This is a genomic window from Corallococcus exercitus (genome assembly GCF_042231735.1).
Taxonomy (GTDB): domain Bacteria; phylum Myxococcota; class Myxococcia; order Myxococcales; family Myxococcaceae; genus Corallococcus; species Corallococcus exercitus_B.
In genome coordinates, this window is the sequence record NZ_CP102577.1 from 7,946,055 (window position 1) to 7,967,152 (window position 21,098).

Below are 21,098 nucleotides of genomic sequence, written 5' to 3' on the forward strand. Positions count from 1 at the left end.
GGGCAGTGTGCCCCAGTTCCAACCGGGGCGCGCGGCTCCCATTCCGATGATGGGAGTGGCCTCGAACCCACTTCAGTGAACCGAACCCAAGGGGGAAACTGGCGCGACCCTGACTTCGCGCAACGTCACGTCCGATGGGCCCAGGGCCTGGATTGCTTCGACGAAGCGTTCGGTGACGAAGGTGTACGTGGTTCCGTTCGTGGGTCGGAAGAGGTCCACGTCATGGGGAAGGGCATCTCCATCCAGCCAGGGCTCCGGCGAGATTCGCACCTCGTACCATCCGCAGGTCGGGCATTGGGGACCTGTCATGACTGCGTCCCGGTGCAGAAGCCCGCGCACGGGAAGCTCCAACTCGTACAGCACGACCCCGGCATTGAGCCCCTGGAGCTCCGCGCGCACGGGAACGAGCCCCCGGAGCCCCACGGCCCTCAGGTGTCGCAACGCCTCCTGCGTGACCAGCACCTCCCAGCCGACACGAGCGCTCACGGGGCCCCAGCTTCCGCATGACGTGCCTCGAAGCGGGCCGAATTGCATGCCGGGTTCCGGGGACAAGCCGGATGGGAGGAACGGCTGCACATGGGACGCAAGGCGCGTGTATTCCGCGTAGGGCTCGACCCGTGGTTCCTGCAGCAGCTCGTGTTCGGACAGCGAGGACAGATCGACGCTGGGAAGCGTGAACTGGCCACTCCAGGTCTCATGGCAGGTGGGGCACTCCACACCGGGCAGGCTCCAGAGGTGCTCGGCGGAAAGGCTGCCGTTCCAGTGTCTCGGAGCGGAAGAGGCCGGACGTTGGAGTTGGTAGAAGCGCATCGGCATCACGTGTGGCTGGAGGTCTGTCACATCTGGAGGCCTACCGGACGGACTGGCCTGGGCGGTCCGGCGCTGAACTTCCAGAGGCGGCCCGGGCCGCTTCGACCTACGCGGCCACCTCGGACGGCGGCGCGAGGGTCCGCCGGGTCATGTCCACCAGCACGCCGGAGATCCGCTGCTCCCGCGCGTCCCCGGCGTGGGCCTCGCCCCACAGCGTCAGCCGCCGCACCTCGCCGCGCGCGCCCACCACGCGGAAGTCGAGCGCCAGCTTCACCGGGGGCCGCGTGGAGGAGGCCAGCCGCGCGGCCACGGCCATCCGGTCCTCCGGGTGCAGCCGCGCCAGCAGCGCCGCCAGCGGCTCCTCGGGGGGCAGGGAGGGCTGGCCCAGGAGCTCCGCCGCGCCGGGGCCCCAGCGCAGGAGCCCCTCCGGCATCCGCAGGTCGAACAGCGTCACGGACGCGGCGCGGAGGGCTTGCTGGAGCCGCGCCTCGTTCTGGTGCAGGGCCTCCTCCATCCGCTTGCGCTCGGTGATGTCGCGGCTGATGCCGAACAGGCCGAACACCCGGCCCTGCTCGTCCCGCAGCACGCCCTTGGTGGACAGCCACACCCGGCCCGGCTGGCCGGACTGCGCCTCCTCGTAGGTGAGCGTCCTGCGGAAGGCCAGGACCTCCCGGTCATGGGCCACGCTGGCGCGGGCCTCGGCGGGCCACAGCTCCGCGTCGGTGTGGCCCACCACCTCCTCCACCTTGCGGCCCATCAGCTGCGCGCCCGCCGCGTTGATGCGCGTGTACTGGCCCTCCAGGTTCTTCGTGTAGATGGCGTCGGTGGAGCCGTGCATCACCGCATGGAACAGGGCGCTCGCGTGGCGCGGAGACTCCCCGACGCGGCGCTGGGGCGAGGTGTCCTCCAGATACAGCAGCAGTCCGGAGGCCACGGGGATGCCCCGCACGCGAACGAAGCGCCGGGAAGGCGCGAGCGCCGCCTCGAACTCCGTGGACTGGCCCGTGGCGAGCGCGTGCAGCAGCGGCTGGCGCAGGGGGAGGTCCTGCTCCTCCTCCACCATCTCCCACAACACCCGCCCCTCCAGCCGGTCGTGAGGCTGGCCAAGCAGCCGTTCCGCGGCGGGGTTGGCCATCCTCACCTGGAACCGTCCATCCAGCGCGATGCACGCGTCGGGCAGGTGCTCCACGGCCGCCGCGCACAGGTCCAGCTCGGACATCGCGCCCGGGGTCGCATGGGGCTCCAGGGCCTGCTCGGTCAACCAGACGTACAGCCGTCCGTCCCGGGCGCGCGCGGCCCGGACGCGCAGCGTGTGCATCCGGGAGCCCGTGTCCCAGTGGACCCACTGTTCCGAGCGCAGGCCCGTGGCGAGCGTCATCCCCCACGCGGCGCGCAGGCCCATCCAGGTCCGCCGCGTGGCGAGGAACGGCGCATCCTCCAGGCCGTCCCCCAGCAGCGCCTGCGCGGCGGGGTTGGCGTACTCGCAGAGGAAGTCGTCGGGCGCATCCGGCCTACCCCCTTCCGGCCGCAGCACGAGGAATCCATCGGGGTTGAGCGCTTCAATCGCGAAGGGGGACGCGGGGGACGAGGACATGCCGGGGCCTGGAGCAGGGCGGGGGATGGGCGGAACGGGGCGCCTGCGATCATCTTGCCCGCGGGCGGCGCGCTCGGATCCGTCCCCCGGGTCGCACGCGCTGTCGTCCGCGAGACGCATCGCTTTCAGGACGTCAGCGGGACTTCTTGCGCGCGAGCTTTCGCAACCGGGGCAGGGGCTGCGCCGGCTTCTCCAACGCGTCCACGAGCCGGTCGAAATCCTTGTCGGGCAGCACGACGCGGCCGTCCTCCTGTGCAGTCCACTCCGCCCGAGTGATGGAGTGCGAGCTGTCCTCTGGGCGCATCTGATGCTTTGGGGTCATGAACGTGACGCGCTGGCTTGGAGCGGCTGTGAACGCCGCCTTGGAAACTCCGTAGAAATCGACTGACGCCCTGGTGGCTCGCACCCTGCCACCCGAGCAATGCCTGGAGTCAGGCAGCAACGTGCACGCGGTGCCCTGCGGCAACGCGAGCCCCGCCCGCCTGAGTGCCCTACGTCCTGCGTCCTGCTGGGGAGACGAAGCCGTCGCGATGCAGGCGGTATACGCCGGGCCTCCGACATCCCCCCTCACCTGGGCGGTCGGATGCTCCGGAAACCTGTCCGACAGTCGGACAGGTTTGGACCTCCGGCCGCCCCGGACCCGGGCGGTCGGAGCGGGCACCCGCCGTCCGTTGACGCCGCGCTGTACCTGTGTTCAGGCTGGCTGCTGGGAGCCCGCCATGTCCCCTCAAATCGCCCTCGCCTTCGCGTCCGAGTCCGCCGCCCATCCGGCGCTCGCCGCCTTCCACCCGGTGGTGCGGCGCTGGTTCGCCTCACGCCTGGGCGAGCCCACCCGGCCGCAGATTGAAGGCTGGCCCCTCATCCACGCGGGCCATGACGTGCTCATCGCCGCGCCCACGGGCAGCGGCAAGACGCTCACGGCGTTCCTCGCCGCGCTGGACTCGCTGTTCCGCCTGGCGCTCGACGGCACGCTGCCCGACCACACCCAGGTCCTCTACGTGTCGCCCCTGAAGGCCCTGGGCAACGACGTGCAGAAGAACCTCCTCCAGCCGCTGGAGGAGCTGATGGCCCTGGCGCGCGAGGAGGGCTACGAGCCCCAGCACCTGCGCGTGCAGGTGCGCACCGGCGACACGCCCGCGGGCGAGCGCGCCCAGATGGTGCGCCGCCCGCCGCACATCCTCATCACCACGCCGGAGTCCCTCTACCTCTACCTCACCGCCGAGCGCGCCCGCGCCACCCTGCGCCACGTGCGCACGGTCATCGTGGACGAAATCCACGCGCTCGCCCGCGACAAGCGCGGCAGCCACTTCGCGCTGTCCATGGAGCGCCTCAAGGCCCTCACCGACGTGCGCCCCCAGCTCTTGGGCCTGTCCGCCACGCAGAAGCCGCTGGACGCCATCGCGGGCTTCCTCACCGGCACCTCCCTCACCGAGTGCAAGCGCGTGGAGGTGGGCCACCAGCGCCCGTGGGACCTGAAGGTGGAGATCCCGGACGCGGAGCTGTCCTCCATCGCGAGCCACGACATGTGGGGGCAGGTCTATGACCGGCTCATCCAGCTCTCCAGCGAGCACCGCACCACGCTCATCTTCGTCAACACGCGCAAGATGTCCGAGCGCGTGGCGCACGACCTGGGCGAACGCCTGGGCCAGCAGTGGGTGGCCGCGCACCACGGCAGCATGTCCCGCGAGATGCGCCTGTCCGCCGAGGAGCGCCTCAAGGCCGGCCAGCTGCGCGTGATGGTGGCCACCGCGTCGCTGGAGTTGGGCATCGACGTGGGCAACGTGGACCTCGTCGTGCAGCTGGGCACCACCAAGGCCATCTCCGTGCTGCTCCAGCGCGTGGGCCGCGCCGGCCACCACAAGGCGGGCATCTCCAAGGGCATCCTCTTCGCGATGACGCGCGACGAATTGGTGGAGTGCGTCGCGCTCCTCAACGCCGTGCGCGAGGGCGACCTGGACGCGGTCCGCATCCCGAAGAAGCCGCTGGACGTGCTGGCGCAGCAGATTGTCGCCGCGTGCGCGTGCGAGGAGTGGGACGAGCGCGCCCTCTTCAGCGTCTTCCAGCGCGCGTACCCGTACCAGGACCTCACCTGGGAGGAGTACCAGCAGGTGCTGGAGATGCTGTCGGAAGGCGTGGCCGAGCGCCGCGGCCGGGGCAGCATCCACCTGCACCGCGACCGCGTGAACCAGCGGCTCAAGGGGCGCCGGGGCGTGCGCATCACCGCGCTCACCAATGGCGGCGCCATCCCGGACACGTTCAACTTCAGCGTCACCGCGCAGCCGGAAGGCAAGGTGGTGGGCACGCTGGACGAGGACTTCGCGGTGGAGTCCTCGCCGGGGGACATCTTCCTCTTGGGCAGCACCGCGTGGCGCATCCAGCGCGTCATGGGCAGCACGGTGATGGTGGAGGACGCGAAGGGCGCGCCGCCCAACGTGCCCTTCTGGCGCGGCGAGGCCCCGGGCCGCACGGACGAGCTGAGCCTCCAGGTGGGCCGGCTGCGCGAGGAGCTGCTGCGCCACGACGACCCGGCGGGCTTCCTGGAGAAGCTCCTGCGCGTGCCGCCGCCCGCGGTGGATGCGCTGCTGGGCTACCTGCGGCTGGGCAAGAAGATGCTGGGGGACGTGGTGCCCAGCCACACGCAGATTGTCGCCGAGCGCTTCTTCGACGAGGCGGGCGGCATGCAGCTCATCATCCACGCGCCGTTCGGCAGCCGCATCAACCGCGCGTGGGGCATGGCGCTGCGCAAGCGCTTCTGCCGCTCGTTCGACTTCGAGCTGCAGGCGGCGGCCACGGAGGACGGCATCCTCCTGAGCCTGGGGGAGCAGCACTCGTTCCCGCTGGCGGACATCTTCGACTTCCTGCACCCGGACAACGTGGAGGAGGTGCTGGTGCAGGCCATCCTCCAGGCGCCCATCTTCGGCACGCGCTTCCGGTGGGTGGCGTCGCGGGCGCTGACGCTGCACCGGATGATGGGCGGCAAGCGCGTGGCGCCGAACCTCCAGCGCGCGCGCAGCGAGGACCTGCTGGCGGCGGTGTTCCCCGCGCAGGTGGGCTGCCAGGACAACCACGGCGGCGGCGACGTGGAGCTGCCGGACCATCCGCTGGTGAAGCAGACGATGGACGACTGTCTGCGCGAGGCGATGGACATCGACGGGCTGCGCGAGGTGCTCCGGCGCATGAAGGACGGGCGCATCCAGCTGGTCGCGCGCGACGTCCCGGAGCCGAGCGTCTTCGCGCACGCGCTCATCAACAGCCAGCCCTACACCTTCCTGGACGACGCGCCGGCCGAGGAGCGCCGCGTGCGCAACGTGGCCCTGCGCCGCGCGATGCCGGCGGAGGACGCGGCGGCGTTCGGCGCGCTGGACGCGAACGCCATCCGGCAGGTGGTGGAGGACGCCGCGCCGCCGATGCGCGACGAGGACGAGCTGCACGACGCGCTGTTGCAGCTCGTGCTGGTGCGCGCGTCGGAGGTGCCGCGAGGGCTGGAGGCGGGGCTCTTCAAGCAGGGCCGCGTGGCGTGGCTGGAGCGGCAGGGCGGGCGGTTCCTGGTGTCGGCGGAGCGGGGCAACGCGGTGCGCGCGCTCTTCCCGGACGCCGTGACGCAGCCGGTGCTGCCGGTGCTGGAGTACGACCGGCCGGTGGAGCGCGACGCGGCGGTGCTCCAGGTGGTGCGCGGGCGGATGGAGATGGTGGGGCCCACCACGGTGACGGAGCTGGCGCGGCTGACGCTGTTGGAGCCGGACGACATCAACCTGGCGCTGCACAACCTGGAGAGCCAGGGCAGCGTGCTGCGCGGCCAGTTCCGCGCGCGGGAGGACGTGCCGGTCGCGCAGGATGCGGATGGAAGCCCGGTGCTGGAGTGGTGCGACCGGCGGCTGCTCCAGCGCATCCACCGGCTGACGGTGGGGCGGCTGCGCCGTGAGATCGAGCCGCTGAGCCCGCAGGACTTCATGCGCTTCCTCTTCCGGTGGCACCACCTGGAGGACGTGGACGCGCTGCGCGGCTCCACGGGGTTGCTCAAGGCGGTGCGGCTGCTGCAGGGGTACGAGGCGCCGGCCTCCGCGTGGGAGCGCTTCCTGTTGCCCGCGCGCATGCGGGGCTACACGCCGGACCTGATGGAGCGCGCGTGCTACGCGGGCGAGGTGGCGTGGGGGCGGGTGACGCTGAAGGATCCGCCGAAGCCCGCGGGGCCGCGCCGGGGTGCGCCGGTGGAGCCGCCGGAGCCGGTGGTGGCGAAGCGGTCTTCTCCGACGCGCAACGCGCCGCTGACGTTCACGGTGCGCGAGGATCTGGAGTGGATGCTGGCGGCGGCGCGTCCGCACGCGGTGCTGGCGGACGGAGGCGTGTGGACGCCGCCGGACCTGAGCGCGGCGGCGAAGGACGTGGTGGGCGTGCTGGAGCGGCGGGGCGCGTGCTTCTTCCAGGACCTGGTGACGCGGGCGCGGCGGCTGCCGGCGGAGGTGGAGGACGCGCTGTGGGAGCTGGTGGCGAAGGGGCTCGTCACGGCGGACGCGGTGCAGAACCTGCGCATCCTGCAGAGCCCGGCGCACCGCAAGCGGCAGAAGCTGCTCAACCGGGGCGGCCCGGGCCGCTGGAGCCTGCTGGCGCCGTCGGAGCCGAAGTCGCAGGAGGAGGTGACGGAGTCGCTGGCGAAGCTGTTCCTCCAGCGCTACGGCATCGTCTGGCGCGACCTGGTGATGCGCGAGTCGCTGGCGCCCACGTGGCGCGAGCTGCTGTTCGTCTACCGGCGCATGGAGGCGCGAGGCGAGCTGCGAGGCGGGCGCTTCGTGTCGGGCTTCGTGGGGGAGCAGTTCGCGCTGCCCGAAGCGGTGGACATGGCGCGAGGCGTGCGGCGCGCGGCCCCCTCCGGCGTGCGCATCCAGCTGTCCGGCGTGGATCCGCTGAACCTCACGGGCGTGGTGACGCCAGGGCCCCGCGTAGCCGCGCTGCCGAACAACGTGGTCACCTACGTGGATGGCATTCCGCAGGGCGTGGACGCCGTGGAGGACGCGCCGGAGAACGAGGACGCGGAAGTCGATGGGCCGCTCGCGCAGGTGAACTGACCGGCGCAGGACAGGGGCCCGTCGCGACTTGAAGACGTTTTGGGTTCGGGGGTGGAGTGACTCCCATGAACCCCAGCGTCCGGCACGGCACGGGCGGCTCCGGCGCGGAGGTCTACTGCGGCGAGGTGCAGAAGCAGTGCTTCCAGAAGTGCTGGAGGCGGAAGCCGACAGTGAAAGACCTGGAGAAGCACTCGGAAGGCCACCACCGGCTCTGCACAAGCCAATGCCTTGAGGCGTTCATGAAATGCATCAAGGAGCAGGAGGCACTGGAACAACAGGGCGCGAAACGGGAGCTGCGATTCCCCGATATGGCTGTCGCGTTGGACTGGCTCCGGGAACACAAATCCGAGGTGGCATTGGGGACCGTGGTCGTCGTCGCGGGAGTGGCTTTCTCGCTCGCCGTGGCTCCAGCGGGGCTCTTGGTGTTGAGCCCCATCTGAAAGGACGCATCCGTGAGCAAGGAGCCGGAAATCGATGTGGAGGATGTGCTCGCTGTCTTGAATGCTGAGACCCAGCGCCACGAGAAGGGCTCACGGGAATGGAAGGCCCTTCAACTCGCGGCGATCTGCCTCGTCTACGTCCGGCACATGAACAAGCTGGACGACTTCACAACCTATTACCGTGAGATCCTCGACCCCAACTTCAAGATCAAGGTCGAACGGGACTTCGCGACCCGGGACGAAGCGGAGGCATGGCTCAAGACTGGTGAGGCCCTCCACCGCATGCAGATCCGCATCGACGGTAAGGGCTTCCTCGTGGTCCAGCTCCCGGGGCGGCTCACCCTGATGAACAACCCACTGCCCGAAGAACTCGGCACCGACGATTCCGAGGATTGAGCCGGTCGGACCTTTCGATGCGATGCGTCATGGCCGAAGAGGCCGCCGGGGACTCGGCCTGGTGGTTGCTACTGAAAGGTTATTTACCAGGTTAGTGGGTCATTGTGTGGTCATTTTAGACTTAATCTGAAGGAATCTAGCCTCCACTGGCTTGAAATTAGTCCATCCAGGACTTACGATGCGTTGCGTCAGCTCTCTGGAGAGGTGCGGCGATGCAGAAGTGGATGGCGATGGTCCTGCTGGTGGCGGTGGGGGTGGCGGGCCTGCTGGTGACCCCGGCGGCGCAGGTGAAGCAGGGCGGCCCCATCAACGCGGCGGACACCGCGTGGCTGCTCACCGCCACGGCGCTGGTGCTGCTGATGACGCCCGGCCTGTCGTTCTTCTACGGCGGCATGGTGCGGCTGAAGAACGTGGTCTCCACGCTGATGCAGAGCTTCATCGCCATGGCCGTCATCAGCGTGCTGTGGGTCGTGGTGGGCTTCAGCCTGTGCTTCGGCGACAGCTTCCACGGCTTCATCGGTGACCCTCGCACCTTCTTCATGTTCAGCGGCGTGGGCGGTGAGACGCACCCGGAGCTGGCGCCCACCGTGCCGCTGCTGCTCTTCGCGCTCTTCCAGCTCAAGTTCGCCATCATCACCCCGGCGCTCATCACCGGCGCGTTCGCGGAGCGCGTGCGCTTCAAGGCGTACCTTCTCTTCATGGTGCTCTTCAGCATCTTCATCTACGCGCCGCTCGCGCACTGGACGTGGCACCCGGAGGGCTTCCTGCGCCAGTGGGGCGTGCTCGACTTCGCGGGCGGCACCGTGGTGCACATGTCCGCGGGGCTCGCCGCGCTCGCGGGCGCCATCGTCCTGGGCCGCCGCCAGGTGCACCTGACGCACGCCACGCACGCTCCCGCCAACGTGCCCTTCGTGATGCTCGGCACGGGCATGCTGTGGTTCGGCTGGTTCGGCTTCAACGCCGGCTCCGCGCTGTCCGCCTCGTCCCTGGCCACGCTGGCCTTCGCCACCACCAACACGGCCTCCGCCGCCGCGATGCTCGGGTGGATCGCCTTCGACTGGCTGCGCGGCCGCAAGCCCAGCGCCATGGGCGCCTGCGTGGGCGCGGTGGTGGGCCTGGTCGCCGTCACGCCCGCCGCGGGCTTCATCACCGTGGGGCAGAGCATCGTGGTGGGCCTCGTCGCCAGCTTCGTCAGCAACGCCGCCGTCCACTTCAAGAGCCGCACCGCGCTGGACGACACGCTCGACGTGTTCCCCTGCCACGGCCTGGGCGGCATCGTGGGCATGGTCCTCACCGGCGTGCTCGCCAAGGACGTGGGCCTGCTCTACGGCACCACGCGCACCTTCCTCATGCACCTGCTGGCGCTGGCCGTCGTGTCCGTCTTCTCCTTCGTGGGCTCGTACCTCCTCTACAAGCTCGTGGACCGCATCGTCCCGCTGCGCGTCACCCCGGAGCAGGAGGAGCTGGGCCTGGACCTGAGCCAGCACGGAGAGACCGTGGGCGAGGTCCCCACCATGGCGCTCGCCGTGCCCACGCCGCCCGCGCCCGCCGCGAGCACGTCCACCGCGGCGGCCACCGCCTCGTCGCAACCCGTGCCCGCGTAGCGTCTCCGGTCGTGCCGGTGACACGGGGCCCTTCGCCTCTCGCGAGTGGGCCCCGGGGTGCGTTGGGGCTCCAAGCGTGTGGACCCCGCGAGGCCGGAACCTGTCGGGAAGGGGATGGGCGCGGCCCTCGCTGATCATTCGCGTGGGCAGCTCCCTGTCCGGGGCGTGACTTCGCCTGTCCCTGTATCGGACGCTTGTTCATGCACGAGCGCCCTCGGCGTTGAGCCAATGCCAGCCATGGATGGAAAAGGCTGGAAACGCCCGGGGGAATGCATGTTGCGGAAGTGCAAGGAATTGAGAATCGCTTTATTGGGAACCGCGCTGGCGCTTGGCGGATGCTCGAAGGAGCCGGCGCCCGCGCAGGCGCCGCCGGTGCGGGACACCCAGGATGACGCGCAAGCCGGCCCGGGGGGCACCGTCTCCAGCATCGGCGAGCTGCCCTTCGTGTCGGGCCTGTCCGTCGCGGAAGTCTTCGCCCAGAAGCTGGAGAAGCCCACGCCGCTGGGGGAGACGACGGCCGTGCACGTGAGGCTGCCGCCCCCGGCCAACCGGCAGCTCGCGGACAGCCTGGTGCGCGTGGTGGGGGACCCGGACCGTCCCACGGTCCTGTTCCGCTCCGACACGCTGGCCCGGCTGGGCAGGATTCCCTCGAGCCCCGGCCCGGAGTTCTTCACCCTCTTCGCGCAGCTGCCGGACTCGGAGCTGCAGCGCCGCAAGGAGAGCGAGCGCCGGCTGGCCTCCGGCGAGTTCGGGACGCCCACCCGGGAGACCGTCCTGTTCAACGGCCGCCACCCGGCTGCCCGTTACGAGGGGCTCCCCGTGGACGCCGACGCCTTCGGGCAGGGCGCGCTGGTGCCGTTCACGAGCTGCCCCCAGATACCGGCCTCCACCCAGGCCCAGTGGGAGCGGACGCAGCTGATCCGCGACCCGGCCGTGGTGCTGGACCCGGCGCGCACGTGGGACCCGTGCACCGGCGCGGGAACGAAGGGCGGGGTGTGGACCTTCGCGCACCTCATGCGGGAGATGGCCCACGGGTCCGGCTCGCGCCCTGAAGCCTTCGTGTTGACCTGGCTGTCGCTCTGGCTCAATGACTTCCAGGCCAACGGCGACACGGTGCCCGCGCGCCGCAAGATGTATGACGAGGTGATTGCCCCCTGGGCCGCCGCCAGCGGCGCGTCCTCGTCCCTCCAGCTCAACGCCTCCACGGGCCGCTGGGAGGTGACGCTCAGCAAGCCGCTGGACCTGGACATCGCGCCCTTCCGGCTGCTGGCCATCATCAACCGCATCGACCTGTCCGGCACCGAGGACGACTCCGGCCGGCCGTCCGACCCGGGTGAGCTGCGCTTCCTCTTCGGGCTGACGCGCCCCTCGCCGTGGGGCACCGGCGGCACGGAGGCGACCTGCAACCTCAAGCCGTTCACCGTCATCTTCGAGTACGGCGTGCCGGGCGAGGGGTGCCCGGCGGTCATCGCCTGGGCGCGGCAGTGGGCCGCGCTGGGGAGCTACTCCACCTTCAACGTGACGTATCGCGCGCGGCTCGCCTTCATGACGGAGAGCGTCGTCCAGCGAGGCCGCGCTCCGGGAAAGGGCAACGGGAACGCGCTGAACCAGCTTCGCACCAACGAGGCCGCCCTGGGGCTGCCCTGGGAGCTGCGGGAGTTCCGGCTGGCGGACGAGAACCCTGTCACCGGCAGGGACAAGCCCTCCAACGGGTGTCTGCGCGTCCACACGATGGCGAGGACCCCCGATGACGCGGCCCATGACTTCCGGACGGACCCCGACGTGGACGCCTTCGTGCGCACGCAGGTCAAGAACGGCGTCGAGCAGCCGGTGACCGTGCCCACCCAGTGCGCCGCGCACTTCGTCGTGCCCCGCGCCCTCAATGGCAGACCCTTCGTGGGCGCCAACTCCCAGGTGGCGCCGCCCACGCACTGGGAGGGGCTCACCGTGGTGCCCACCGACGCCACGGAGGTCTGCGCGCGGAAGGAGTTCTCCGCCAACACCTGCAATGGCTGTCACTTCAAGGAGACGGGCACCAACGACTTCTCCGGCGTGGACAACCTGGCCTTCACGCACGTCAGCCCCACGTCGGGCATCCCGGCCCGGCTGTCGAAGTTCATGACGGGCGGGGGCAGCGGCTTCATGTACGTCGTGCCGGACGCCCAGTTCGGGGCGCAGGTGACGTCGTGGCCGTTCGCGGACCTGCTGCGCCGGCACCAGCGGCTCCATGATCTGGCCGGCTGCACCTCGTGCGGCTGGTTCATCGACCTGGACCTGGGCTACCTGTCCCGGATGGAGGCGCTCGCCGGGAGCGTGCCCCTGGACGTGCCGCCCGGCTCTCCGACCCCCTCGCTCACCGTGGGCCCCATCCGCGACGTCGAGGTGGTGAAGCAGCTGCTGGAGCTGCGCCCTGGCTTCAGGACGCGGCTCCGGGAGAGGCCGCTCGACTTCCTCCAGCCGCCCGCCGCCCGCGTCCACTGACCCCCACGTCCGGTGAGCCCGTACCCCCGGGCTCACCGCGCGGTGGGGCGGGTCGCCCCTGCATGGCCCTGCGGGATGCGGGCCCTGTCTGGAGCCCGACAGGGATGGATGGTGAAAGCAATCAGATGGAAGGCTTTCCTGTGCTGTGTCTGACTTTGACTCAGTGTGTGAAGGCATTGTCCGCTTCCTCCCTTGCGCCTCGTCCCCAGGGTGCACGCCAGCCATCTGCCTGGATGGCGTCACGACGGGGCGGGCATGTTCGAAAAGCGCAAGGGATGGAAGGGCCGGTCGGTCTGGCTATTGGGGGCCATGCTGGCGGCCGGTGGTTGTTCCAAGGCGACGGAGCCCACGGGAGCGTCACCAGGAACCATCACCCAGCGGGCGGAGCAGGAGACCTCCACCTCCAAGCTCGGTGAGCTGCCCAAGGTGGAGGGCGAGTCCGCCGCCCGGGTCTTCGCCCAGAGGCTGGAGAAGCCCACGTCCCTGAAGGAGACGACGGCGGTGAACGTGAAGCTGGCCCCGCCCGCCAACAAGGAGCTGTCCGACAGCCTGGTGCGCGTCGTGGGCGGCCTGGAGGAGCCGGTGGTGCTGTTCCGCTCGGACGCGCTGGCGGAGCTGGGGCTCATCCCCAAGAGCCCGGGCCCGGAGTTCTTCACCCTGTTCACCGAAGTGACGGACGAAGCCCTGGACCTGCGGACGGAGCGCGAGAAGGAGGTGGCCGAGGGCAAGTTCGGCGAGGTCACCCGGGAGACCATCCTGTTCAACGGGCGCCACCCGGCCGCCCGCTTCGAGGGACTGGAGTTCCAGGCGCAGGCCTTCCGGAGCGGGGCCCTGACGCTCATGGACAGCTGTCCGGCGAGGCCCGCCAGCACCCAGGCGCTCTGGGAGAAGGTGCTGCTCATCCGGGATGCGCAGGTGGTGCAGGACCCGGCGCGCACCTGGGACCCCTGCACGAACCAGGGCACGCGGGGCGGCGTGTGGACCTTCGCGCACCTCATGCGGCAGCTGGCCACGGGCTCGGGCAAGTCGGCGGAGGACTTCACCCTCGAGTGGCTGTCGCGCTGGCTCAATGACTACACCGTCAACGGGGACGTCGTGCCCCAGCGCCGTCAGGAGATGTTCGACCAGGTCATCCGGCCCTGGGCCATCGCCAGCGGCGGGGACGCCACCCTCATGCAGGTCGGCACCCAGTGGCACGCGGCCATCATCGGCGACCTGGACCTGGACATCGCGCCCTTCCGGCTGCTCGCCATCGTCAACCGCATCGACCTGGCCAGCAACACGGGCGGGGGTTACGGCGGCTCGTCCTCCGCGGGCGAGCTGCGCTTCGTCTTCGGCATGACCCAGCCCCAGTCCTGGGGTGTGCCCGGCGGCACCGAGGCGACGTGTGGCCTCAAGCCCTTCACCACCATCGTGGAGTACGGCGTGCCGCGGTCCGGCTGTCAGCAGGTCATCGACTATGCCCGGCAGTGGGCCGACCTGGGCACCCACGCCGGCTTCGACGCGGCCTACCTGTCCAAGCTGGAGACCCTCACCCAGGGCGTCGTCCTGGCCGGCAAGGCGCCCTCCAAGGGCAATGGGAGCGCCCTCAACCAGCTGCGCACGAATGAGATTGCCCTGGCCCCCGGCGGGCAGTGGGAGCTGCGGGAGTTCCAGCTGGCGGACGAGGACCCCAACGCAGGCACCACCACGCCGGGCAACGGCCCGCTGCGCCCGCACACGGTGGCGCTGACGCCGAACGACGCGACCCACGACAGCCAGGTGGATCCGGATGTGAACACCCACGTGCTGGGCCCCGTCGAGAACGGCCTCAATGCCGCGACGACCGTCGTGCCCAGCTCCTGCGTGTCGTCCTTCACGGTGCCCCACAAGGTGAACGGCAACCCCTTCCTGGGCGGCCATGCGCTGGTGGACCCACCCACCCACTGGGAGGCCTTCGGGGTGAACCCGGGCGTCGCCACGGAGGTCTGCGCGCGCAAGGAGTTCTCCGGCAACACCTGCAACGGCTGCCACTTCGGGGACACGGCCCTGGACGGCACCAACGGCAACAATGCCTTCATGCACATCAGCGCCACGTCGGGCATCCCGGCGACGCCGTCGAAGTTCCTCACGGGCGGCGGCTCGGGCTTCATGTTCAGCGTGCCGGATCAGCAGTTCCCCGGGCTGACGTCGTGGCCGTTCGCGGACCTGATGCGCCGCCACCAGCGGCTCTACGACATCGCCACGTGCAGCACGTGCAGCCGGTTCTTCGTCCTCGACCCGGGGCTGCTGTCGGAGATGGAGGCGCTGGCGGGCGTGGTGCCCTTCGACGGGCTCGCGGGCGGCGTGAAGGAGCCGCCGTTCAAGGTGGGCCCCATCCGCGACCTGGAGACGGTGAAGAAGCTGTTCGAGTCGCGCGCCAGCTTCGCCAAGGAGCCGCGTGACCTGCCGCTCAACTTCCTGCGCCCGCCGGAGACCTTCGTCCACTGACGAAGGGGCGGCGGCTCCCGGGGCTCCTCTCCGCGCACGGGAAGGGGCCCCGGCCTGTTTCCTCTCAGAACGCGCAGTCCTGGCCGCGCGTGGGCAGCGCGGAGGTGGTGCCGGACAGCCAGGAGTCCAGCGCGCGCGCCGCCTCACGGCCGTCCGCGAGCGCCCAGACGATGAGGCTCGCGCCCCGGCTCGCGTCACCCGCGCAGTACACGCCCGGCGCGGAGGTGGCGAACTTCGCGTCCACCTGCACCGTGCCGCGCGGCGACAGCGTCACGCCCAGCTCGTCCGCCAGCCGGTCCGTCCGGGGGCCGGTGAAGCCCATGGCCAGCACCAGCAGGTCCACCTCGAACACCTGCTCGGAGCCCGGCACCTCCACCAGCTTCGGCGCGCCGCCCGGCTCGCGCTGCACCTCCACGCGCACCGCGTGCAGCCGCCGGAGCTGGCCGTCCTCGCCCTCCAGCCGCTTCGTCATCATCGCGAAGGCGCGCTCGCCGCCTTCCTCCTGGCTGGAGGACGTGCGGAACACCAGCGGCCAGCGCGGCCACGGGTTCTCCTTCGCGCGCACCTGCGGCGGCGCGGGGAGCAGCTCCACCTGCATCACGTTCACCGCGCCCTGGCGCAGCGCCGTGCCCAGGCAGTCCGAGCCCGTGTCGCCGCCCCCCAGGATGATGACGCGCTTGCCTTGCGCCTCCAGGCGCGCGTCCGGTGGCGCGCCCGCCGTCACCACCTGGTTCTGGTGCTCCAGGTAGTCCATGGCCTGCACCACGCCGGACAGCTCGCGGCCCGGCACGTCCAGCTCGCGGGCCTTGCGCGCGCCCAGGGCCAGCACCACGCCGTCGTACCGCTCGCGCAGCGCGCGCCAGCCCGGCGTCACCGCCACGTCCTCGCCGACGCGGAAGACGATGCCCTCCGCCTCCATCAGCGCGATGCGGCGGTCCAGCACCGCCTTCTCCAGCTTGAAGTCCGGGATGCCGTAGCGCAGCAGGCCTCCGGGGCGCGCGTCCTTTTCGTACACCGTCACGCTGTGCCCGGCCGCGTTGAGCTGCGCCGCCGCCGCCAGGCCTGCGGGGCCGGAGCCCACCACGGCCACGCGCTTGCCCGAGCGCCGCGCCGGAGGCCGGGCCTTCACCCAGCCTTCCGCGAAGGCGCGGTCCGAAATCTCCTTCTCCATCTGCTCGATGGTGACCGCGTCCCGGTCGATGGCCAGCACGCACGCGGCCTCGCACGGCGCGGGGCACAGCCGTCCGGTGAACTCCGGGAAGGTGTTGGTGCGGCTGAGCACCTGGTACGCCTCCTTCCACTGCCCCCGGTACACCGCGTCGTTGAAGTCCGGGATGAGGTTCCCCAGGGGACAGCCCTGGTGGCAGAAGGGGACGCCGCAGTCCATGCAGCGCCCCGCCTGCCGCTTCGCCTCGTCCGCCGCCAGCGGCAGGTGCAGCTCGCGCCAGTCCTCCAGGCGCTCCGCCTTGTCCCGCTTGGGCGCGTGGACGCGCTGCCACTCCATGAAACCCGTGGGCTTGCCCATGGCTCAGGTCCCCCCGCCAACGACGTGGAGTTGCTGCACGCTCGCGGTCGGTGGCGGCCTGCGGGCCGCGCGCCGGGCCTGGAGCACCCGCTTGTAGTCGGAGGGCATGACCTTCATGAACTGCGGCACCATCAGCTCCCAGTTGTCCAGGACCCGCCGCGCCAGCGCGCTGCCGGTGTGGTGCAGGTGGCGCTCAATCATCCCGTGCACGAGCCAGATCTCGGACTCGTCCACCAGCGACTCCAGCTCCACCATCTCCAGGTTGCAGCGCTCGCGGAAGGTGCGCTCGCGGTCCAGCACGTACGCGGTGCCGCCGCTCATGCCGGCCGCGAAGTTGCGGCCCGTCTGGCCCAGCACCACCACCACGCCGCCCGTCATGTACTCGCAGCCGTGGTCGCCCACGCCCTCCACCACCGCCTGCGCGCCGCTGTTGCGCACCGCGAAGCGCTCGCCCGCGAGGCCCCGCAGGTACACCTCGCCGGCCGTGGCGCCGTAGAGCACCGTGTTGCCGACGAGCACGTTCTCCTCGGGCGCGAAGCGGCTGCCCTCCGGCGGGTAGACGATGATGCGTCCGCCGGACAGCCCCTTGCCCAGGTAGTCGTTGGTGTCGCCCTCCAGCTCCAGCGTCACACCCGCCGCGAGGAACGCTCCAAGGCTCTGACCCGCGGAGCCCTTCAGCTTCACCCGCAGCTTGCCGTCCGGCAGCCCCTGCGCGCCGTGGCGGCGGGCAATCTCGCCGGACAGCATGGCGCCCACCGCGCGGTGCGTGTTCGCCACCGGCAGCGACAGCATCAGCGGCGGTCCGCCCGCGAGGACGGACTGAGCCTTCGACAGGAGCTCGTGGTCCAGGTGGTCCGACACGTCCTTGCGGTGCGGCGTCTGGCAGTGGCGTGGCTCGGTGGCCGGCGCGGCCGGCGCGGCGAGCAGCGAGGACAGGTCCACCTTGCGCGCCTTCCAGTGGTCCACCGCCGCGCGCTGGCGCAAGAGGTCCACGCGGCCCACCAGGTCGTCCAGCTTGCGCGCGCCCAGCTTCGCCATGTGCCGGCGCAGGTCCTCCGCCAGCAGCAGGAAGAAGCTCACCACGTTCTCCGGCGTGCCCTGGTAGCGCTCGCGCAACGCCGGGTCCTGCGTGGCGATGCCCGCCGAGCAGGTATTGAGATGGCACTTGCGCAGCATGATGCAGCCCACGGACACGAGGCTCGCCGTGGCCAGGCCGAACTCCTCCGCGCCCAGCAGCGCCGCCACCAGCACGTCGCGCGCGGTGCGCAGGCCGCCGTCCACCTGCACGCGGATGCGCGAGCGCAGGCCGTTGTGCACCAGCACCTGCTGCGTCTCCGCCAGCCCCAGCTCCCATGGCAGGCCCGCGTGCTGGAGGCTGGAGAGGGGAGAGGCGCCCGTGCCGCCCTCGTAGCCCGCCACCACCACGCAGCCCGCGCCCGCCTTGGCCACGCCCGCGGCGATGGTGCCCACGCCCACCTCGCTCACCAGCTTCACGCTCACGCGCGCCTTCGCGTTGACGGACTGGAGGTCGTAGATGAGCTGCGCCAGGTCCTCGATGGAGTAGATGTCGTGGTGCGGCGGCGGGGAGATGAGCGTCACGCCCGGCGTGCTCCAGCGCACGCGGGCGATTCTCTCATCCACCTTGTGGCCCGGCAGCTGGCCGCCCTCGCCGGGCTTGGCGCCCTGGGCCATCTTGATTTGGAGCTCGTCCGCGTTGACCAGGTACTCGGCGGTGACGCCGAAGCGCGCGCTGGCCACCTGCTTGATGGCGCTGCGGCGCGAATCGCCGTTGGCGTCCTTCGTGTAGCGGCGGGCCTCCTCGCCGCCCTCGCCGCTGTTGGACCTTCCGCCCAGCCGGTTCATCGCGATGGCCAGCGTCTCGTGCGCCTCCGCGCTGATGGAGCCGAAGGACATGGCGCCGGTGACGAACCGCCGCGCCAGCTCCAGCGCGGGCTCCACCTCCTCCAGCGGCACCGGCGTGCAGCCGTCCGTCACCACGTCCAAAAGGCCGCGCAGGTTGCTGTGCTCGCGCGTCTCGTCGTCCGCCAGCTTCGAGTACTCCTGGAACTGCGTTGCATCATTGGCGCGCACCGCCGCCTGGAGCTTCGCGACGGTGGCGGGGTTCCACTTGTGCCGCTCGCCCTGCCGGCGCCAGCGGAACTGCCCGCCCACCGGCAGGAGGTGCTCCTCGCCGTCCGCGCCGGGGCCGAAGCCGCGCGCGTGCCGCTCCGCCACCTCGCGGCCCAGCTCCGGCAGGCCCACGCCCTCCACGCGCGACGACGTGCCGGTGAAGTGCTTCTCGATGAGGCTTCGCTGCAGGCCCACCGCCTCGAAGAGCTGCGAGCCGCGGTACGACTGGAGCGTGGAGATGCCCATCTTGGACATCACCTTGAGCAGCCCCTCCTCCAGGCCGTGGAGGTACTGGGCCTGCGCCTTGTCCGCGTCCGCCTTCAGCTCGCCCGCGTCCGCCAGCGCGCGCAAGCTGTCCAGCGCCAGGTACGGGTTCACCGCGGACACGCCGTAGGCGAACAGGCACGCGAAGTGGTGCACCTCGCGCGCCTCCGCCGTCTCCAGGACGATGCCCGTGTACATGCGCGTGCCGTCGCGGACCAGCCGCTGGTGCACCGCGGACACGGCCAGCAGCGCCGGAATCGCCGCGTGCGCCGCGTCCACGCCCCGGTCGCTCAACACGAGGATGCTCGCGCCCGCGTCGACGGCATCCACCGCCGCCGTGCACAGCCGCTCCACCGCGACCTCCAGCGCCGTCGCCGCGCCGCCCGCGTGCGGGTACAGCAGGCTCAAGGAGCGCGGCTCGAAGAGGCCCGTGTCGCCGCGCAGGTTGGCCAGGCGCGCCAGCTGCCCGTTGGTGAGGATGGGGCCGGGCAGGGACAGCCGGTGGCACTGCTCCGGCGTCTCCTCGAAGGTGTTGCCCTCCGGGCCCAGCGCGGTGGCCAGCGTCATCACCAGCGCCTCGCGCAGCGGGTCGATGGGCGGGTTGGTGACCTGCGCGAAGAGCTGGTGGAAGTAGTTGAAGAGGGTGGGGGCCTGGTCGCTCAAGACCGCGAGCGGCGTGTCCGTGCCCATGGAGCCCGTGGGCTCCTTGCCCGTCTCCGCCATGGGCACCAGCGTGGTGCGCACGTCCTCGTCCGTGTAGCCGAACGCGCGCTGCAGCCGCCACAGCGCCTCGCCCTTCAGGCGCGCGGGGGCGGGGACGGCGGGCAGGTCCTCGAAGGTGAAGACGTTGCGCTGGAGCCAGCGGCGGTAGGGCCAGCGCGAGGTGATGTCATGCTTCACCTCCTCGTCCTCCAGGATGCGCCCCTCCGTCGTGTCCACCAGCAGCATGCGGCCCGGCGTCAGCCGGCCCTTGCGGCGCACCTGCGACGAGGGCACGTCGATGACGCCCGTCTCCGACGCCAGGATGATGCGGTCGTCCTCCGTCACCAGGTAGCGCGCGGGGCGCAGGCCGTTGCGGTCCAACGTCGCGCCAATGAGCTGCCCGTCCGTGAACGCGATGGCGGCGGGCCCGTCCCACGGCTCCAGCAGGGACGCGGAGTACTCGTAGAAGGCGCGGCGCTCGTCGCCCATCTCCTTGTTCCCCTCCCACGCCTCCGGAATCATCATCATCATCGCGTGGGGCAGGGTGCGGCCGCCCAGGTAGAGCAGCTCCACCATGTTGTCGAACTGCGCGGAGTCGCTCTTGCCCGGGACGATGATGGGCCACAGCGGCTCCAGGCTGCCGCCCAGCTTCGCCGTCTGGAGCAGCCCGCGCCGCGCCGTCATCCAGTTGCGGTTGCCACGCAGGGTATTGATTTCACCGTTGTGCGCGATGAAGCGGAACGGCTGCGCCAGCTCCCACGTGGGGAACGTGTTGGTGGAGAAGCGCGAGTGCACCAGCGCCAGCGCGCTGACGAACTCCGGGTGCCGCAGGTCCGCGTAGAAGCGCGGCAGCTGCCGGGGCAAGAGGAGCCCCTTGTAGATGAGCGTCTCCGACGAACAGCTGGCCACGTGGAAGCGCCCCTGGGGGTCCACGCCGCGCGCCAGCACGCGGTTCTCCACCAGCTTGCGGATGCGGTAGAGCTTGCGCTCGAAGGCGCTGGGCACCACGCGACGCCGCGCGATGAAGAGCTGCCGGATGACCGGCGCGGCCTCACGCGCGAGCGGCCCCAGCTCCTCCGGCGCCACCGGCACGTCGCGCCAGCCGAGCAGCCGCTGCCCCTCCTCCTCCACCACGTCCTCGAACAGCGCCTCGCACGCGCGGCGCGCCTCCGGCTCCGGCGGCAGGAACACCTGCGCGACACCGTACTGGCGGCGCGGCGGCAGCTCGAACCCCAGCCGCGGCGCCTCGTGGTTGAAGAAGCGGTGCGGCAGCTGGACCAGGATGCCGGCGCCGTCCCCCGTCTCCGGATCGCGCCCTGCCGCGGCGCGGTGGCTCAGCCGGTTGAGCAGCTCCAGCGCGTCCTCCACGATGCCCCGCGAACGCTGTCCCCGGAGGTGGGCCACGAAGCCCACACCGCAGGCGTCGTGCTCGGTCTCCGGCTCGTACAGCCCGTAGCGCGGAGGGAGGGTGAACGGCATCGTGGGGACCCCTTTCCCGCATGACGCGGGAAGCCAAGCTGTTGAGCATGCAGGCTAACGCGCTGTGTCGCACCCCGTAAAGACAGGGTGGTGCGTGGGGTCGAGTCACCGCGTGGAGTGGTGCCGGGGAAACAGGCCCCA

Annotated in this window: 11 protein-coding genes; 6 read left to right on the top strand and 5 right to left on the bottom strand. The window is 71.0% G+C overall.

The annotated features are described in order from the left end of the window. Positions 1-72: 72 nt before the first annotated feature. The 3 genes from NR792_RS31965 to NR792_RS31975 form a co-directional block, all read right to left on the bottom strand. Positions 73-810 (bottom strand): double-CXXCG motif protein, encoded by a 738-nt coding sequence (locus tag NR792_RS31965; protein WP_375756499.1) that lies wholly within the window; start codon positions 808-810, stop codon positions 73-75. A 106-nt stretch (positions 811-916) separates the two neighbouring features. Beyond that, the gene (locus tag NR792_RS31970; protein ID WP_375756500.1) at positions 917-2,404 is read right to left on the bottom strand and encodes a PAS domain-containing protein; all 1,488 of its coding nucleotides are present in this window, start codon (positions 2,402-2,404) and stop codon (positions 917-919) included. 133 nt (positions 2,405-2,537) lie between these two features. Next, a complete protein-coding gene (locus NR792_RS31975) occupies positions 2,538-2,726 on the bottom strand; it encodes a DUF1778 domain-containing protein (protein ID WP_375756501.1) in 189 nt (62 codons plus the stop codon). Positions 2,727-3,123: 397 nt separating this feature from the next. On the opposite strand from NR792_RS31975, the gene NR792_RS31980 reads away from it, so the two are divergent. From NR792_RS31980 to NR792_RS32005, 6 genes are all read left to right on the top strand, one after another. Next, positions 3,124-7,467: a DEAD/DEAH box helicase gene (locus NR792_RS31980; RefSeq protein ID WP_375756502.1), complete on the top strand. Its 4,344-nt coding sequence runs from the start codon at positions 3,124-3,126 to the stop codon at positions 7,465-7,467. A 65-nt stretch (positions 7,468-7,532) separates the two neighbouring features. Beyond that, on the top strand, positions 7,533-7,907 hold the full coding sequence (locus NR792_RS31985; RefSeq protein WP_375756503.1) for a hypothetical protein: 375 nt from the start codon (positions 7,533-7,535) through the stop codon (positions 7,905-7,907). Between the two features lie 12 nt (positions 7,908-7,919). Beyond that, positions 7,920-8,303: a hypothetical protein gene (locus NR792_RS31990; RefSeq protein WP_375756504.1), complete on the top strand. Its 384-nt coding sequence runs from the start codon at positions 7,920-7,922 to the stop codon at positions 8,301-8,303. 212 nt (positions 8,304-8,515) lie between these two features. After that, positions 8,516-9,907 carry an ammonium transporter gene (locus tag NR792_RS31995; protein WP_375756505.1) on the top strand — a complete coding sequence of 464 codons (1,392 nt, stop codon included), beginning with the start codon at positions 8,516-8,518 and terminating at the stop codon, positions 9,905-9,907. Positions 9,908-10,180: 273 nt separating this feature from the next. After that, positions 10,181-12,388 (top strand): hypothetical protein, encoded by a 2,208-nt coding sequence (locus NR792_RS32000; RefSeq protein ID WP_375756506.1) that lies wholly within the window; start codon positions 10,181-10,183, stop codon positions 12,386-12,388. Positions 12,389-12,643: 255 nt separating this feature from the next. Next, positions 12,644-14,857 carry a hypothetical protein gene (locus NR792_RS32005; protein WP_375756507.1) on the top strand — a complete coding sequence of 738 codons (2,214 nt, stop codon included), beginning with the start codon at positions 12,644-12,646 and terminating at the stop codon, positions 14,855-14,857. Between the two features lie 64 nt (positions 14,858-14,921). On the opposite strand, the gene NR792_RS32010 is transcribed toward NR792_RS32005, so the two are convergent. Continuing rightward, positions 14,922-16,382 carry a glutamate synthase subunit beta gene (locus NR792_RS32010; RefSeq protein WP_375756508.1) on the bottom strand — a complete coding sequence of 487 codons (1,461 nt, stop codon included), beginning with the start codon at positions 16,380-16,382 and terminating at the stop codon, positions 14,922-14,924. A 3-nt stretch (positions 16,383-16,385) separates the two neighbouring features. Continuing rightward, positions 16,386-20,957 carry a glutamate synthase large subunit gene (gene gltB / locus NR792_RS32015; protein ID WP_375756509.1) on the bottom strand — a complete coding sequence of 1,524 codons (4,572 nt, stop codon included), beginning with the start codon at positions 20,955-20,957 and terminating at the stop codon, positions 16,386-16,388. Positions 20,958-21,098: the final 141 nt, after the last annotated feature.

Excerpts from the sequence above, each read along its gene's own strand:
- NR792_RS31965 (WP_375756499.1), bottom strand. The coding sequence starts at position 810 with ATGCGCTTCTACCAACTCCAACGTCCGGCCTCTTCCGCTCCGAGACAC.
- NR792_RS31970 (WP_375756500.1), bottom strand. The coding sequence starts at position 2,404 with ATGTCCTCGTCCCCCGCGTCCCCCTTCGCGATTGAAGCGCTCAACCCC.
- NR792_RS31975 (WP_375756501.1), bottom strand. The coding sequence starts at position 2,726 with ATGACCCCAAAGCATCAGATGCGCCCAGAGGACAGCTCGCACTCCATC.
- NR792_RS31980 (WP_375756502.1), top strand. The coding sequence starts at position 3,124 with ATGTCCCCTCAAATCGCCCTCGCCTTCGCGTCCGAGTCCGCCGCCCAT.
- NR792_RS31985 (WP_375756503.1), top strand. The coding sequence starts at position 7,533 with ATGAACCCCAGCGTCCGGCACGGCACGGGCGGCTCCGGCGCGGAGGTC.
- NR792_RS31995 (WP_375756505.1), top strand. The coding sequence starts at position 8,516 with ATGCAGAAGTGGATGGCGATGGTCCTGCTGGTGGCGGTGGGGGTGGCG.
- NR792_RS32000 (WP_375756506.1), top strand. The coding sequence starts at position 10,181 with ATGTTGCGGAAGTGCAAGGAATTGAGAATCGCTTTATTGGGAACCGCG.
- NR792_RS32005 (WP_375756507.1), top strand. The coding sequence starts at position 12,644 with ATGTTCGAAAAGCGCAAGGGATGGAAGGGCCGGTCGGTCTGGCTATTG.
- NR792_RS32010 (WP_375756508.1), bottom strand. The coding sequence starts at position 16,382 with ATGGGCAAGCCCACGGGTTTCATGGAGTGGCAGCGCGTCCACGCGCCC.
- gltB (WP_375756509.1), bottom strand. The coding sequence starts at position 20,957 with ATGCCGTTCACCCTCCCTCCGCGCTACGGGCTGTACGAGCCGGAGACC.